Raw genomic sequence first — 15,714 nt, 5'->3', positions numbered from 1 at the left:
CAGTGGCCGGTTCGACCAGAAGTCCCATACCAAGCGTTGCACCAGCAACAACCCCAACCAGTGCACAGAACACAACTACACGTGCAAGCATACAAGTTTCCCCGTTTGGACTGGGTCGGGATACCGTTCACCAGCCACGAATAAATGATCCTTGGATCGTCCCCTGGAACGAAGCCTAGTCAATCGACATTTGCGAAGGGTTAATGATACGAGTCTTGTGGCCTGTCTATGTTGGCTTTGCGGCAAAATGAATTTGTCCGTATCGCTGTTGCACATGGGCATCACTTTTGGGCGGCACCTCTGGAAAACCTTTCGGCAAGACGAGGGGGAAACAGGATCGGGACGACGCGCAGGGAGCGACAATGAGCGTTGAAGTTGTTTTCTATCACCTTTTGCACAAGCCGCTTGAAACTGCGTTGCCTCAATTGCTGCACAAATGCCTTGAACGCGACTGGAAAGTGGTGGTGCAGACCGGAACTGTGGAACGCTGCAATGCGTTGGACGCACATCTGTGGACGTTTGCCGACGACAGCTTTCTGCCTCATGGCACAAAAGCCGACGGCTATGCCGAACATCAACCGATCTATCTGACGCCGGAGCAGGACAATCCGAACGAAGCCGATGTCCGCTTTCTTGTCGACAGGGCGGTGCCTCCGCCGCTTGGTGGATACAAAAGAGCCATCTACATGTTCGACGGCAATGACCAGGAAGCGGTTCTGGAAGCGCGGCAACGCTGGAAGGAGGCCAAGTCCGAAGACTTCGAAATCGCCTACTGGCAGCAGACCCCGGCGGGAGGCTGGGAGCGCAAAGCCTGATTTTGCCTGATCCGGAAGGGGGAGGAACCTATGAAAAAACTGAAAACATCTTCCGCGGAACTGGTTGCCGGGGCGCGCGCCAGGATCGAGGAGATCGAAACGGCGGATGCGATTGCACTTATTGAAGATCCCCGCGTCCAGTTTGTCGATCTCAGGGATATCCGCGAGCGTCAAAGATCCGGATTCATCCCTGGCAGCTTCCATTGCCCGCGCGGCATGGCCGAATTCTGGATTGATCCGGAAAGCCCGTATTTCAAGGAAATTTTCGCCGAAGACAGACGCTTCGTTTTTCATTGTGCTTCAGGCTGGCGCTCAGCACTGACCGTGGCGACACTGAAAGAAATGGGATTTGAAGCCGCCCATTTGAAAGATGGATACAACGACTGGGTGAAGCAGGGCGGGCCGGTAGAAAGCGATTCCTGAACACCGAATTCCTTGGGATTTACTCAGGTGCTTGTGTCAGACGGAGTTCGTCAGTGTCTGGATCTGAGGTATCACCCGCGATGTCTTCGTCTGTGTCGCTGTCATCTGTGGGGTCTTCCCCGTCATCTTCCGCAATTTCACTCGCCTCGCGAATTTCATCGATTTTGCCATAGTAGTCGCCGACCCCGAGAACCTGCTTTGCCCAATCCAGCATTTCCTCATCTACATATTCGTCGCCGTATTGCCGAATACGGTTTTCATTGGCCATGTCGACGAGTGCGTGGGTGAGGCTCTCATCGGAGATTGATCCAGCAAGAGTGTCGAATTCACTTTGTTGTTCTTGAAGTGCGACTTCAGCGTCCTTGAATGAGTTGAAATCTCCGCTTCCCAATGCTTCACCGAGCGCAAGCTTTTCAGCTTCCAATGCCGCCAGCTGATCTTCCGTAAATCCTGAGGTGTCGGTTTCCTCCAGATCTGCAAGACGCGCTTCCAAGTCTTCCGAAGTAAGATCATCGTAGGAAAAATCATCGTGCACAACGATATCGTTCAGGATCTCTTTGAGAGCTGCTTTCGCGATCGCCAGACTTTCTTCGGTTTTTGCAAACTCTTCCGAGAACTGCTCATAGGCAAGCGAAGCTTCGATATATTCCTTCACACTTGCCAGCTTGGGGTCGTTGGAATTCAGGTAAGCGCGGTAGTTCCGCTTTAAGGAGTTCAAGCGGGCAAGTTTCGCGTTGAGGTTCTTTTGTTTCGAACCTGGGCAGACTTCTGGAACCGCAGATACGGAGGCCAGTGTTGCTCTTTCGGACTTTGGAAGCCGGTGAGAGTTGGCTCTCGATGTGGCGGAAGCGTTATGGTGATGCTTTGATCGAGTGGAGGTCGCTGCCTTGTTGTTGCCGAACACCGAATTCAAAAAATTGTTTATTCCGTTTCCGGGTTTCGCCTGCTTGTTTCCTCCCCAGTTCTTGAAGAGGTTTCCACCTTTGTTCGAGTTGTTTTTCGGCGAAGAGTTGCTCGCGTTGGAGCCATTTCCTTTACCGCCGGAGTTGCCGGCTCCGTTACCGTTGCCGCCTCCGTTGCCTCCGCCATTGCCGTTGCCTCCACCGTTGCCATTGCCATTGCCGTTTTTCGCAAATGCCTGGTCGACGGAAAATGGATGGTCGTTCATGTCTGCCGACATTGGCGGAACCAGAACGAATGCGGCAGTTCCGAGACACAGGACAACGGATTTGGCGAGGGGCATGTTTTGACCTTTGGGCACGTGCGAATATTTGGCTTGAACCACATCTCATCGACAACGCGTCTGACCGCGAAGGAGATATTAGTGTGATCCAGGAAACCGAATGTTTCCTTGGCACAACCCGTCAGAATTTATTCAATTCCGGTGAAAACCGACTTTTCCGCGTTACTTCAATCTGGCAAGCAAATGCGGCACCTTGCCGATGTGATCGAGACGGTGAAACCGGTCAGCGCCGAATGGATCTTCTGCTTGTTCAAGGGCCCAGGTGAAGTCGTAGGGGACGTGAGCACCGAACGCACCAGCTTCCAGGGCGGGAAGAATATCGGACTTCAGCGAATTGCCGATCATCATCGCTTCAAGGGGACCGCTGCCATGGCGAGCAAACAGGGTTTCGTAAGTGGCTACAGATTTTTCCGAGACGATTTCAATGCCGTCGAAGTGAATGTCCAGACCTGAGGCAGTGATCTTTCTTTCCTGGTCGAACAGATCTCCCTTGGTGATCAGAACAAGCCGGTAATCGTCCTTCACCGCCTTGAGTGTCTCTTCGACATAGGGAAGGGGCTCGACGGGATGGTTGAGCATGTCCCGTCCGGCTTCGAGAATTTCGGCGATGACATCCGCATGGACCTGTCCGCCGGTCACTTCGATGGCTGTCTCGATCATGGACAGCGTAAAGCCCTTTACGCCATATCCATAGTGGAGCACATTGCGCCGCTCGGCCGACAGGAGCCGCTCGTTCAACCGGTCCTTGTCGGTATAGTTGCTGAGAAGGCCGGCAAAGCGTTCTTCGGTCAGCCGGAAGACCCGCTCGTTGTGCCAGAGCGTGTCATCCGCGTCGAAACCGAGCGTCGTAATGGTGGCCATCAACTGGCTTCCTCAAATTCGGCCGAAAGCTCCAGCCATTCCTCTTCCGTCTTCACCAGTTTCTTTTCGCAGTAGGCGCGTTCCTTGGCGAACTTGGTTGCCCGCTCCGGTTCCTTGACGAAAAACTCCGGGTCCGCCAGCGCTTCATCCAGTTTGCCGATCTTGTCCTGCAAGCGCGTCATTTCCTTTTCGGCCGCATCGATTTTCTGCTTCAGCGGTTTCAGCTGGCTGCGCTTTTGGGCAGCTTCCCGGCGCTTGACCTGGGCTGAGGCCTTTTCAGTTTCGGCCGCAGCGGCGCGTTCCCTGGCCTTCTGAGCGGCATCGGGTCCTTGCAGGATCAGGCGCCGGTAATCCTCCATATCTCCATCATAGGGCTCGACCCTGCCCTCGGCGACCAACCAGAGCCTGTCGGCGCATGCCTCCACCAGATGCCGGTCATGGCTGATGAGCACAACTGCGCCCTGATAGTCGTTGAGTGCCATGACCAGTGCTTCCCGGCTGTCGATATCCAGGTGGTTTGTCGGTTCGTCGAGGATCAGAAGATGTGGACCTTCAAAAGTGGCCAGACCCAACAGCAATCGTGCTTTCTCGCCACCGGACAGATCCTTTGCCGGCGTTTCCATGCGATCGGTCGGCAAGCCGAAGCGGGCAACTCTGGCTCGCACCTTTGCTTCCGGGGCTTCCGGCATGAGTGCTCGCACATGCGCGACAGCGCTCTCTGCAGGTTTCAGTTCGTCCAGCTGATGTTGCGCGAAAAACGCAATCTTCAGCTTTGTCGCCTTGGTGATGGTGCCATCCATGGCTCCCAGACGATCGGAAATCAACTTGGCAAATGTCGACTTGCCGTTACCGTTGGCTCCAAGAAGAGCAATCCGGTCATCGGTGTCGATGTTCAGGTTGATCCGGGACAGGATCTTGGTATCGCCATATCCGGTTGAAACGCCTTCCAGCTTGATGATCGGCGGTGCCAGCTGGTTTTCCGGGTCGGGAAAATGAATAGGTTTGCCGCTTTCTTCGGTAAGCGCGGCAATCGGCTGCATTTTCTCCAGCATCTTTAACCGGGATTGTGCCTGGCGCGCCTTGCTGGCCTTGTACCGGAACCGGTCGACGAAAGCCTGCATGTGCTTGCGCTGGGCGTCCTGCTTTTCCCGGGCTTTTTCAGCCAGGATCATGGCTTCGCGCCGTTGCCGGTCGAAACTGTCATACCCGCCTGAATAGTACGTGAGCTTACCGCGATCCAGGTGCACGATACTGTCGACGGCATTGTTGAGAAGATCGCGGTCGTGCGAGATCAGCAGTACCTGATGCGGATAACGCGCGACGTAGTTCTCAAGCCACAACGTGCCTTCCAGGTCGAGATAGTTTGTGGGCTCGTCAAGCAACAGAAGATCCGGTTCGGAAAAGAGCACTGCTGCAAGCGCAACGCGCATGCGCCAGCCACCGGAAAACGACGAGCAGGGCCGCTGCTGAGCTGCCGCATCGAAGCCGAGACCGGAGAGGATGGCGCCCGCGCGGGCTTCTGCCGTGTGAGCGCTGATGTCAGCCAGTCGAGTGTGTATTTCGGCGATCCGGTCCGGGTCGGTTTCGGTTTCGGCTTCCGCCAGAAGACGGCTGCGTTCCTTGTCCGCGGCGAGAACCACTTCCATCAAGGTGTCTTCGGTGCCCGGTGCTTCCTGGGCAACCTGGCCGATGCGTGCACGCTTCGGGATCTGCACCGAGCCTGTCTCGGTGGCCAGATCGCCGGTAATGATCTTGAAAAGCGTTGATTTGCCGGCACCGTTTCGCCCGACAAGCCCCGTCTTGGCCTTGCCCGGCAGGGTCACGCTTGCTTTGTCGATCAGGAGGCGGTCCCCGATCCGATAGGTGAGATCTGAAATCTGTAACATGAGCGGATGTTTGGCGAACCCGAACTCAGGATGCAAGCGGAAAGCGGAGCCAAACCACGTTCGATCGTGAAGCTGTGGCAAAGCTGCACGCAGTTTGCCACAGCCGGGAAGGTCAGGGAGTTAGAAAACTCAGAACTTCTTTCAGAATGATCTGGTGCTGGCGCTCTCTCTCCGAGGTTCCCTTGATGCAGACGATTTCGTCACCAGGTTCATGGACCTTCAGGATCTCGTATCCTTCAGGTTTGCAAACGCCCATGAAATCAAAATGCCCGGCATCGGACAGTTCCATGTGACGAACCTTGTCGCTGGGTAGCGCATCGGAGAGAGCTCTGGATTCAACGTCCTGATTCAACATGTCGGCGCGCTCCGAACCGAGCACAAGAACCGGAATGTCGAGCGAGGCCAGGCTTTCACGGGAAAGAACCGGCGTGCCACCAAGATCCAGGCTGACGACTTTCAATACGCGCGGGTCCTTGCGCGAGGTCTCCATCTCTTTCTGGTCGCTTTTCGTCTCAGCGACCGACCAGCCCGAAAGCACTTCGCAAGCGAGAGGCGCGTCTTTTTCTAAATCGCAGGAAGACCTGTAGAGTTTGGTGTCGAATTCAGCTCCCGCAAGCAGCATCACGGTAAAGCCGCCAAGTGAGTGTCCGGCTGCATAAATCCGGGAGCTGTCTATTCGATCCTTGAAAGGGCTGTCTTCGATCAGATAGGTGATCAATCGCGAAAGGTCGTTTGGGCGCTCCCACAATTCACGCGCCTGATCCGGGGCCCGCAGGAACGAGCTTGTTCCCGGGTGGTTGATCATTGCCACGACAAATCCGCGTCTTGCGAGTTCGGATCCGAGCCAGGCTTGATTGAAGGTGTTGCCATACATCCCGTGCGACACGACCAGCAGCGGGTAGGAACCGTCAGCCGGCTCGCCATCGGGATCAGCAAGAGCCATCTGCCAGACTTTGCTTTTATCGGCGCGACTGAACTTCTTCGGAGTAGGGGTTGGATACCAGATGTCACCGGCAAGCTGTCGGTCGCTCCTCTCATCTGCCACCGTCAGCTTGGTGACGCCCGGACCGAAACGTTCAATTTCAGCACCATCTGCCAGCGCCGGGACAACACCGATGATCAAGGCCGGCGCTGCAGACAAGAGAACGGAAGCGACGAAACCGAGAAATTTGTTTCGAAGAGAGTTGTTACAATATGGCATAGGCATGCTCCAGAATGTTCGTGGACCTGTCCTGAGATGCGAATGCTGCTGTTGATTTGGCAATGAGGCAGAGCTCTCACTTCTGTCCTCAAACGTGATAAAGGACAGGAAAGACAGCATGTTTTCCAGTTCGGACTGAAATGATCAGTATTCCCGTTTCCTTTTTGCTTGCCGCCATATTCTTCTGCCTCGGTCTGGCGGTGTTCTTGTGGAAGCGCTTGCCGTTGTTGTCCCGGCAGGTGTTTTTGGTGCTTTTCTGTCTGATGGCCATTGAGGCAATTCTTGTCGGTATGCGTTTTGCAATCGGCAGTCTGGAATATCTGGCTATCCAGCGTGTTCTTCCGGTCTGGATTGCCCCGGCCGCTTACCTTTCCTTTGCAGCCATGACCATGCCGGAAAAGCAGGCCCATCGGTTGATCATTCTCAATGGCGCCATCGCTCTGGCCTTGACTGGAGTAATGTTCCTGCCGGTCGGCTTTGTCGGCTTTATCGACATCCTGATTGCTGCAAGCTTCGCTGCGTATGCAGCTCTTCTTTTTCGCCAATGGCGGCTCGGACCGGACCAGTATTCCGAGGCTCCGACAAATCTTCACGCCATCTTGCGAAAATTGTCGGGTCTCGCCGTTTTCGTCCTGGTTTCGACCTTGGTGATCGATGCGGTTATCGCGCTTTTGTTTGCACATGAGATGACCGATGCTGCAGCAAAAACGATCTCCGTTGCGAGCCTGTTGTTCCTGCTGGTCGCGTTTGCGCTCGTGATTGTCTCGTTGAAGGGGCATTTGAGCCCTGCAAGCAAACAGGAAATCGCGACGGAGGAGGATCTGGAAAACCAGCGGAACCTGGTCGAGCAGGCCCGTACCCTTCTGGTCGACAAGGAACTCTACAAGGACCCTGGCTTAACTCTGACGCGATTGGCGCGCCGGGTCGGGGTTCCGGACCGGGACCTGTCCCGCGCAATAAACCAGCAGACCGAAGAGAATGTCAGCCAGTTCGTCAACCAGATACGATTGACCGAGGCGGCGAGGTTTCTATCGACGACGGATGCCCCGGTAGCAAGCATTCAGGAACAGGTGGGATTTCTCACCCGCTCGAATTTCTACAAGGAATTTCAGAAACGCTTTGGAGTTACGCCTGGCGCCTACCGCAAGGCGGCTCAATCGTCGCCTGTCAGAATTTCAAGATAGATTTCCGCAAATCCGCCGAGCAGTTCATGACATAAGGTGACTTCGCGCGTATCCGGATCCCAGAAGGCGTTTTCCATGTCACAGGCCGCCGCACGGAATGTGACCATTTCAGGCAAATCATAAAGGGTATCGAGTTCATCCGCGACTTGCTCCATCAGCCTGCTTTCCTTCAGGAACAAGGCCATGGGTTCCAGATCGGCAGGTGCCTCGTCGTGAACCACTTTGATCCGGCCACCGGGCGTATCGCTGTCACGGACAAAGGGATCGGTGACGTATTCCCAGGAGTCGGCCGATTGCTCGTAGTCGAAGGCGCAGGTCTCTATGCGTTCCTCAGGCAGGCCAAGATCCTTCGCAAGCTCCAGAAAGGCATCTTCGTCGGCGCCGACCATGAGACACAGCATCCGAAACCCGCGTTGCTGATCGAGGTCATGCTCATCGTAGAAGATCAGATCTTCGTAATTTTCCTCGGCAATCAGAAACCAGCCGATCATGGCATTGGTGAGCAACACATCCATGTCGTCGGTATCGGTTGCCAGCATCGACAGCGTTGCCAGATTGTCGACCGCATCTTCTTCCTGGGCGAGAACCGGAAGCTCCAGCTCGCTGACCAGCATGTGCCCGCCTTCATGGTAGAGCGTGAAGAGAGCATTTCCCGCAACGAAGACGAAGAGTTCTTCGCGTTCTTCGGAAGTCAGGCCGGCAAGGCGCTGCTCCAGGGAAGGACTGTTCTGACCATCCGCCTGTGCCAACGCGTCAGTCGGTGCGGCTGCAAGGATTAGCCAGACCGCTGTCACCGCGTTGAAAAGAAGTGGTGGAAACAGTGCAAAGATTGCGGTCAATGTATCTTTCCTCAACGGGAATGCCCGCCTGTCTAGACAGGTATTTCCAAGTCTGTCTGCCGAAATTTATTCATCTTACCGTGTTTTACCAGCGCCAATTCAGCTTTTGCGGGAAGGCGACATGGAAATGTCATGCGCGCGCCCTCTTGCAGGCGCAGCGGTGCCCCGTTATTAAGGCCGCGAAATTTTGTGAATTACGGACTGGCAACCCGCCGGCCGCTTCTAAAACAGAAAGATGAAACCATGGCGATTGAACGCACGTTTTCCATGATCAAGCCGGACGCAACCAAGCGCAACCTGACCGGTGCCATCACCGCTAAGCTGGAAGAAGCCGGCCTGCGTGTTGTTGCTTCCAGACGCGTGTGGATGTCCCTGCGCGAAGCAGAAGCATTCTACGCTGTTCACAAGGAACGTCCGTTCTTCGGCGAACTGACCGAATTCATGTCTTCCGGCCCGACCGTTGTTCAGGTCCTGGAAGGCGAAGACGCGATTGCAAAGAACCGTGAAGTCATGGGCGCAACCAACCCGGCTGAAGCTGCTGACGGCACCATCCGTAAGGAATTCGCTCTGTCCATCGGCGAAAACTCCGTTCACGGTTCCGACGCTCCGGAAACTGCTGCTGAAGAAATCGCGTTCTGGTTCTCCGGAACCGAACTCGTTGGCTAAATTGCACGGCAATTGATGTCATTAGAGCCGGTCCCGCAGGGCCGGCTCTTCTTATTTCCTGTATTCTTTTCCCGTTACAGGTCGTTACATTTTCACACGAAACGGCGACAGCATTCTGACTTTCCGTAAGCGATAGTGGCGGTGTCGGGGTGTTGATTTGGGAGATGGAGAATGCGTTACTTTGTTGCGCTCGCGGGGCTGCTGATTGCCTCACCCGCAGTCGCGCATGACAGTTCTGCGCCGCTCAGCGGCGAACATCCAGTTGAACATGAGCATTTAAGCGAAGAGATCTGGGATCTGCTGATACCGCAGGCCGAGGCGTCAGCCGATATCACCGTGAACGGCAACACCCGGCGCATCCGTGCAAACGGCTACCCGATAAAACCCCCCGGACAATTCCCCAACCGTAACAACCCCAGCGCCATCTCAAAGAAAAACTACAACCTGAAAGTTCCGCTCAACCCGCGAAAGAACAGCCAGGCGACCAGGGCGCGGGGGGGCGTGTTCGGGATCGCCATCAACGGCGTGGTGATGGATCCTGGAACCGCGGAGTTCTGGCAGAACGACCGCCGGTCAGGCTGGAACTATGAAGCGATGGGTGGGGCGTGCAAGCTTGGCCTCGATCGCTACAACGCCCATGTGCAGCCGGACGGAACCTATCACTACCATGGCATCCCGACGGGCGTTGTGGCTTCGAGCGGAGGCAAATCCGTACCGGCTATGATCGGATATGCAGCTGATGGCTTCCCGATCTATGGCCAGTATGGCTATTCGGATCCTGGCGGAAAATCGGCCATGAAAAAGCTGAAGAGCAGCTATCGCGTCAAGAATGGCAACCGGCCAAGCGGTCCCGGTGGCCGGTATGACGGCAAGTTCACGCAGGATTGGACCTACGTTGCGGGCGCGGGTGATCTGGACCAGTGCAATGGCCGATTTGCCGTGACGCCCGAATACCCGAATGGCACCTATCATTACGTGCTGACCGACACTTTTCCCTTCATTCCGCGCTGCTGGATGGGCAGCCCGGACCGCAGCTTCCTTCGCTTGAAGGGACGTGGGCGACGCGCGGAACTTGATGCAGAGGACAATCATCCCACTATCGACTTTACCGCCATGAGCGACAACAGTGCTGCAATTGTTCATCTCATCCAATCACAGGGTGGACACCCACCGCGTCTCCACCCGGGAGGACGGCCGCCGCCTGGCGCCGGTCGAGGTCCGGGGAGGGGGCGGGGCCCTCAAGCCGGTGGACGCCCGGGTAGCAGATCCCCGTGCAGCGGCAGCTGAAAAATCCATGGGAAACCGGAGTTTACCGAGAGGCGCTTGACGGCGCCTCTTTTTGGTCTTCATAAGGCATGACAATAGCCAGTCTGCAGAATGGACCGTAATGAACCAGCAGCCGCCAAAAAGTACCTTTTCAGCCTGTCCGCACGATTGCCCGTCATCCTGCGCGCTCGAGGTACATTTTTACCCTCACGGCGACGTTCGCCGCCTGAATGGTGCGAAGGACAATGACTACACAGCGGGGGTCATCTGTGCCAAGGTCGCGCGATATCCCGAGCGGCTTTACCACCCGGAACGCCTGCTGAAGCCTTTGCGGCGTGTCGGCCCCAAAGGGGAGGCAACGTTTGAGGAAATTACCTGGGATGCTGCGCTTGATCTGATTGCGGAAAAGTTTCAGGAAGCGGAGGCGGAGTTCGGGGCGGAGAGCATCTGGCCATATTACTACGCCGGTACCATGGGACTGGTGCAGCGTGACAGCATTCACCGGCTAAGGCATGCCAAGGGATATTCGCGCCAGTTCGACAGCTTCTGCACCAACATGGCCTGGACCGGATATGTTGCCGGTACGGGAAGCCTGACCGGTCCCGATCCGCGTGAAATGGCCAAGTCGGACCAGGTGATCATCTGGGGCACCAACCCGGTCGCCACCCAGGTCAACGTGATGACCCACGCAATCGCCGCCAGAAAGAAACGCGGTGCCAGGATCATTGTTGTCGATGTTTACGAGACCGAGACGATGAAACAGGCCGATATCGGCCTGATCCTGAAGCCGGGCACTGACGCGGCGCTCGCTTGTGCCATCATGCATGTTCTCTTCCGCGACGGTTACGCGGACTGGGACTACCTTGAAAAATATACCGATTGCCCGAAGGAGCTTGAGGCTCATCTTTTGGCGCGCACGCCTGAATGGGCAGCCGGCATCACCGGACTGAACGTGTCGCAGATCGAGGAGGTGGCAAAGCTCATTGGTGAGGTCAAAAAGACCTTTTTCCGTCTTGGTTACGGCTTCACCCGGTCCCGGAATGGTGCGGTCGGCATGCATGCGGCATGTTCCATTGCGGCGATCATCGGCAGTTACAAATACGAAGGCGGTGGCGCGTTCCACAACAACGGCGGTCTCTTCAAGTTCAACAAGGAAATGATAGAAGCGTCTTCACTGAAAGATGTTTCCAGGCGTGCGCTTGACCAGAGCCTGATCGGGCGGATCCTGACCGGTGACGAAGCGGCGCTTCTTGGCGGCCCTCCCGTGAAGGCCATGCTGATCCAGAACACCAACCCGATGTCGGTCGCCCCCGAGCAGGAACTCGTTCGGCAGGGATTTGCCCGCGAGGACCTGTTCACCGTCGTCCACGAACAGTTCATGACCGACACCGCCAAGATGGCCGATATTGTCCTGCCGGCAACCCAGTTTCTGGAGCATGACGATATCTACAAAGGTGGCGGTCACCAGTATTTTCTTCTGGGACCAAAGGCCGTGGAGCCGCCTGAAGGGCCGAAGGAAAATATATTTGTAATCAATGAGATCGCAAGACGTCTTGAATCGAATTCTCATGGAGGGTTCGATATGAGCGCGCGCGATCATATCGACTGGATGCTGAAGAATTCCGGGTTCGGAACGCTGGCGGAGCTGGAGGCGAACAAATGGCGCGACATTCAGCCTGATTTCGAGACGTCCCATTATCTGAACGGCTTTGGTCATGCGGACGGAAAATTCCATTTCAGGCCGGATTGGGGGCGCTCTGACGCACCCAACAAGCCCGATGGCGATACGGTGTTCGGACCTTCTGAAGAGATGCCGGAACTTCCCGACCAGTGGGACAGCATCGAGCTCGCAGATGAGCAGCATCCGTTCCGGCTGGTGACGGCGCCGGCGCGGTCATTCCTCAACTCCTCTTTTGCCGAAACGGAAAGTTCGAAGAAGAAGGAAGGTCGCCCGGAAGTCTGGTTGCGCCCGGAAGAGGCTACGCGCTACGGCATTGAGGATGGTGCAAAGGTGAAGATGGGTAACAGGCGCGGTGTGGTGACACTGCATGCGCGCCATGTTGCAACCGTGGCCCCCGGCACCGTCATCTCCGAGGGGATCTGGCCCAACGATGCCTTCGAAGATGATCGCGGTATCAACACGCTTACAGGCGCTGACCCGGTCGCACCTTATGGCGGTGCGGCCTTCCATGACACGGCGGTTTGGGTGAGGGCGGTTTAGCGCAGCAGCTTCAGGCTGCCGGTCAGCGAATTAACCCATTTGGTCGGGCCGAACAGCCCTATGCCGTCAATCTTTTCTTCGGTGAGATCGCGCATCGGGATCGCATTCCTGTAGTTGTTGAAGTCATGCAGAAGCCGCGCGAATGATGGGAAGAGGATTAGCTCACCCGCGTCCGGTTTCGATATGTGAGCTTTCGCCATCAGGTCCTGCATTTTCTCTTCCGCTGCCTGCAGGACAGGAACTGGCCGGTCCGCGCTTGTCAAAAAGGCAATGCCGGGTCGATCGCAGAGTTTGACATTGCCGAACCCCGGTTGTCCGGCGCCGAGACCAATTCCGATTGTGGCGACGGTGTTGGCCAGTTGGCCGGCGGGCAGGGACGGATCAATCACGATGGCGACTTTCAGGTCACCTTTTCCTTGCAGGCTCATTTACGGGTCTCTTCATTCAGATCAATTGAAAATTCGAACCAAAATTGCCTGCGTTCGTTGGAAAGGTGTTGTCTAATCCTCTTGAAGTTTGATGGTTTTCAGGTGAAATCTATCTAATTCTGGTAGAATTTTGAAAGAGGTTACCGATGAAGGAGTTGATGCGGGAAGATGTCAGGATTTTGGAAAGATTACAGTCGGACGGGCGCATAACCAATTCTGCGCTGGCTGAGGCTGTTTCCATGTCGGCGTCGCCCTGCTGGCGCCGCGTCCGGCAACTTGAGGAAGAAGGGGTGATCCAGGGATACAGCGCCAATCTGGATCGACGGCAGATCGGCCTGGGTGTTCTGGTTTATGTCACCATCCAGATCGACAATCATTCAGAAGAGGATGCGACCCGGTTTGAGCGGCAGGTGCAGGAGCTTCCTGAGGTTATCTCGTGTCATTCGGTCTCGGGTGGAGCCGATTTCATGCTGATGGTCGTCTGCCGGGATCTTGATTCCTATGCGGAGTTTTCGATGAATATCTTGCGCAGGCTGCCCGGTATCAAGACCATGACCACCAACTTTGCGCTCAAAGAAATCAAGCCTTTCAAGGGGCTGCCGCTCGGCTTGTGAAAGATAGGAAACGGTGGCGCGGACGTGGCCGCAAAAGAAAGGGCGGCGTATCGCCCGTCCGATAGCACCGCCCGCCTCAGGTGACGATCAGATCTGTGCCAGGTTGGGGCACCCGGGAGTCAGGTCTGATTTTCTGAGGTATCCGTGTCTGGTGTTTCCAGCCTGCCTTCTTCCGCCTTGTAAAAGTACTGACTTGAGACAAGCCAGCCCTTGAGGGGCCGCAGCATGGGTATGCAGGTCAGCAGGATCAGGGGCAGGGTTGTGACAAGGTGAACCCAATAGGGCGCCGTAAAGGCAACCTCGAGCCAGATTGCAAAAGCAACCGCCGGAATACAGCCAAAGCAGATGACGAAGAATGCAGGGCCGTCGGCCGGGTCGGCGAAGCTGAAGTCGAGGCCGCAATTGCTGCATCCCTTCTTCAGGGTCAGGAAGCCGTCAAATATCTTGCCTTCTCCGCATCTTGGGCACCGGCCTCTGATGCCGGTCTGGATTGGCGGGAGTTTGGGCCAATCATGCGTCGTGCTCATGGCGCACCCTTTCTCAGGTGTTTTGCGTTCCTGTCATTTCTAAAATGATAGGAAGTGATTGCAGTCAAAATATGGAACCGTACGATCAAATCAAGAAATTTGTCTGCGGCAAATTGGCTGTTCTGGTCTTGGTGCCTTAGAAATATGCCGAGGCCCGTAGCGGAGATGCGTTCAGCGTGTGGGCGATGACGTCAAGTGAATTTGCCAGTTGATCGCGAGAAATGGGGCCTCCCAGGCTCAGGCGGACCGCTTCGGGTACCTCACCCTTGACAGTGAAGGCGTCGCTCTCGACAACTCCGATCTGCAGGCTTCTCGTTTGGGCGACAAAGGTGGATCTGTTCCAGCCCTCGGGTAGGTGCAGCCAGATGTGAAAACCGTCCGGATCAGTCGAAAATTCCTGGTTTTTGAGGTATTTGGCAGCGAGGGTCTGACGATTGGAGCTTTCCACCCGGATGCGGTTGAGGAGCTCGTGAGCCGTGCCGTCTTCGATCCAGTGCGTCGCAAGAGCGATGGAAAGCGGGGAGGTCATGACCTGCGATGTGCGTACCGCGCGCGAGAACTGCCAGGCCGCCCCCTTGTTCGGAGCAAGGACATGGGCGAGCCGTAGGCCGGCGCCAAGGCATTTGGAAAGAGAGCCGATATACCACGTAACATCGGGAGCGATTGCCGCAAAAGGCAAAGGGGCTTTCCTGCTCAACTGGCCATAGGCATCGTCTTCAAGGATGGGAACACCGTAACGCTGCGCTATTGTCGCGAGGTCTTTGCGGCGCTGATAGGGGATCGTTCGCGCAGTTGGGTTGTGCAGCGTCGGATTGACATAAAGAGCCTTGAGATCTCCCGACTGGCAGGCGGTGGAAAACGCGTCCGGATCGATGCCGTCTTCGTCCATTGGCAGTCCAGTCAGCTGCAGATTTAACTGGGCACAGATCGACCGGATGCCGGGATAAGTGATTTCCTCGCACGCGACCTTGTCGCCCGGAGAGGTGAGTGCGGCGAGAGCGTTCACCAGCGCGGCTTGTGCGCCGGGTGAAAACAGGATCGTTTCCGGTTCTGGTGCGAGGTCAACCCCTTCCAGCCAAAGCCGGGCGGCATGCAGGTCCAGGTCCGATGTGTCAAAGGTCTGGTAGCGCAGAAGCGAAACGAGATCGGCAGAAAGGCTGGCGACGCCTTCCTGCATCTTAGCGGTCAGGGCCGGGTCTGCGGGTTCCGGGGGCAGGTTCATGGAAAAATCCGGAACGCAGGCGCGCCTTGGATCGCCTGTCGGTGCAGCCTCGTTTGAAGCTCCCGGTTTGGTGACGAATGTCCCGCTGCCGACCTGAGAGGAAATGATGCCACGTCGGCGTGCTTCGGCATATCCGCGTGCGACCGTCGTGAAGTCCAGGCCCAGTTGACCGGCAAGTTGCCGCTGTGCCGGAAGTCTGTCGCCCGCACTCAGGCGGCCTGATGAAATATCATCCTCAAGACAATCGGCAATGGCGATATAGCGCGGCGCGTTGCTTTCAGAGAGGTTCGGACACCAGTCGGTCATGCTGCATACGAT

At 56.2% G+C, this 15,714-nt stretch carries 15 protein-coding genes; 7 read left to right on the top strand and 8 right to left on the bottom strand.

Going from position 1 to position 15,714, the window contains the following annotated elements; all coding sequences use genetic code 11:
- The first annotated feature begins 362 nt into the window (after positions 1-362).
- Together ABLQ08_RS01175 and ABLQ08_RS01170 are read left to right on the top strand one after the other, a co-directional pair.
- A complete protein-coding gene (locus ABLQ08_RS01175) occupies positions 363-815 on the top strand; it encodes a DNA polymerase III subunit chi (RefSeq protein ID WP_352938486.1) in 453 nt (150 codons plus the stop codon).
- A 30-nt stretch (positions 816-845) separates the two neighbouring features.
- Positions 846-1,238 (top strand): rhodanese-like domain-containing protein, encoded by a 393-nt coding sequence (locus ABLQ08_RS01170; protein ID WP_352938483.1) that lies wholly within the window; start codon positions 846-848, stop codon positions 1,236-1,238.
- Between the two features lie 19 nt (positions 1,239-1,257).
- On the opposite strand, the gene ABLQ08_RS01165 is transcribed toward ABLQ08_RS01170, so the two are convergent.
- The 4 genes from ABLQ08_RS01165 to ABLQ08_RS01150 form a co-directional block, all read right to left on the bottom strand.
- Complete coding sequence (locus tag ABLQ08_RS01165) at positions 1,258-2,481, bottom strand: hypothetical protein (RefSeq protein ID WP_352938480.1); 1,224 nt, start codon at positions 2,479-2,481, stop codon at positions 1,258-1,260.
- A gap of 162 nt (positions 2,482-2,643) precedes the next feature.
- Positions 2,644-3,342, bottom strand: coding sequence for an HAD family hydrolase (locus ABLQ08_RS01160; protein ID WP_352938477.1), 699 nt, complete (start codon positions 3,340-3,342; stop codon positions 2,644-2,646).
- The gene (locus ABLQ08_RS01155) at positions 3,342-5,228 is read right to left on the bottom strand and encodes an ABC-F family ATP-binding cassette domain-containing protein (RefSeq protein ID WP_352938474.1); all 1,887 of its coding nucleotides are present in this window, start codon (positions 5,226-5,228) and stop codon (positions 3,342-3,344) included. Before ABLQ08_RS01155 ends, ABLQ08_RS01160 begins: the two co-directional genes overlap by 1 nt.
- Positions 5,229-5,340: 112 nt before the next feature.
- Entirely contained in the window at positions 5,341-6,429 is a 1,089-nt protein-coding gene (locus ABLQ08_RS01150) for an alpha/beta hydrolase family protein (protein WP_352938471.1), read from the bottom strand.
- Between the two features lie 140 nt (positions 6,430-6,569).
- Here ABLQ08_RS01150 and ABLQ08_RS01145 point away from each other — a divergent pair, with 140 nt between their 5' ends.
- On the top strand, positions 6,570-7,613 hold the full coding sequence (locus tag ABLQ08_RS01145) for a helix-turn-helix domain-containing protein (protein WP_352938468.1): 1,044 nt from the start codon (positions 6,570-6,572) through the stop codon (positions 7,611-7,613).
- Here the strand turns inward: ABLQ08_RS01145 and ABLQ08_RS01140 are convergent.
- On the bottom strand, positions 7,583-8,452 hold the full coding sequence (locus tag ABLQ08_RS01140; protein ID WP_352938466.1) for a DUF4344 domain-containing metallopeptidase: 870 nt from the start codon (positions 8,450-8,452) through the stop codon (positions 7,583-7,585). The two genes, ABLQ08_RS01145 and ABLQ08_RS01140, sit on opposite strands and share 31 nt — an antisense overlap.
- 243 nt (positions 8,453-8,695) lie before the next feature.
- On the opposite strand from ABLQ08_RS01140, the gene ndk reads away from it, so the two are divergent.
- The 3 genes from ndk to ABLQ08_RS01125 all read left to right on the top strand — a co-directional run bounded on the left by ndk (position 8,696) and on the right by ABLQ08_RS01125 (position 12,605).
- A complete protein-coding gene (gene ndk, locus ABLQ08_RS01135; protein WP_352938463.1) occupies positions 8,696-9,118 on the top strand; it encodes a nucleoside-diphosphate kinase in 423 nt (140 codons plus the stop codon).
- 171 nt (positions 9,119-9,289) lie between these two features.
- A complete protein-coding gene (locus ABLQ08_RS01130) occupies positions 9,290-10,405 on the top strand; it encodes a YHYH protein (RefSeq protein ID WP_352938460.1) in 1,116 nt (371 codons plus the stop codon).
- A gap of 100 nt (positions 10,406-10,505) precedes the next feature.
- A complete protein-coding gene (locus tag ABLQ08_RS01125) occupies positions 10,506-12,605 on the top strand; it encodes a molybdopterin-containing oxidoreductase family protein (protein WP_352938457.1) in 2,100 nt (699 codons plus the stop codon).
- Here ABLQ08_RS01125 and ABLQ08_RS01120 read toward each other — a convergent pair.
- Complete coding sequence (locus ABLQ08_RS01120) at positions 12,602-13,033, bottom strand: DUF2000 domain-containing protein (protein WP_352938455.1); 432 nt, start codon at positions 13,031-13,033, stop codon at positions 12,602-12,604. The two genes, ABLQ08_RS01125 and ABLQ08_RS01120, sit on opposite strands and share 4 nt — an antisense overlap.
- Before the next feature lie 146 nt (positions 13,034-13,179).
- Between ABLQ08_RS01120 and ABLQ08_RS01115 the strand changes: the two genes are divergently transcribed.
- Positions 13,180-13,647 carry an Lrp/AsnC family transcriptional regulator gene (locus ABLQ08_RS01115; RefSeq protein ID WP_352938453.1) on the top strand — a complete coding sequence of 156 codons (468 nt, stop codon included), beginning with the start codon at positions 13,180-13,182 and terminating at the stop codon, positions 13,645-13,647.
- A gap of 119 nt (positions 13,648-13,766) precedes the next feature.
- Here ABLQ08_RS01115 and ABLQ08_RS01110 read toward each other — a convergent pair whose 3' ends face one another.
- Together ABLQ08_RS01110 and ABLQ08_RS01105 are read right to left on the bottom strand one after the other, a co-directional pair.
- Positions 13,767-14,174 (bottom strand): DUF983 domain-containing protein, encoded by a 408-nt coding sequence (locus ABLQ08_RS01110; RefSeq protein WP_352938451.1) that lies wholly within the window; start codon positions 14,172-14,174, stop codon positions 13,767-13,769.
- A 136-nt stretch (positions 14,175-14,310) separates the two neighbouring features.
- A complete protein-coding gene (locus tag ABLQ08_RS01105; RefSeq protein ID WP_352938448.1) occupies positions 14,311-15,702 on the bottom strand; it encodes a PLP-dependent aminotransferase family protein in 1,392 nt (463 codons plus the stop codon).
- Positions 15,703-15,714: the final 12 nt, after the last annotated feature.

It is taken from the genome of Roseibium sp. SCP14 (assembly GCF_040329475.1).
Classification (GTDB): domain Bacteria; phylum Pseudomonadota; class Alphaproteobacteria; order Rhizobiales; family Stappiaceae; genus Roseibium.
The sequence above is the reverse complement of the archived record's forward strand: the minus strand, read 5'-3'. Positions and strand labels throughout refer to the sequence as shown.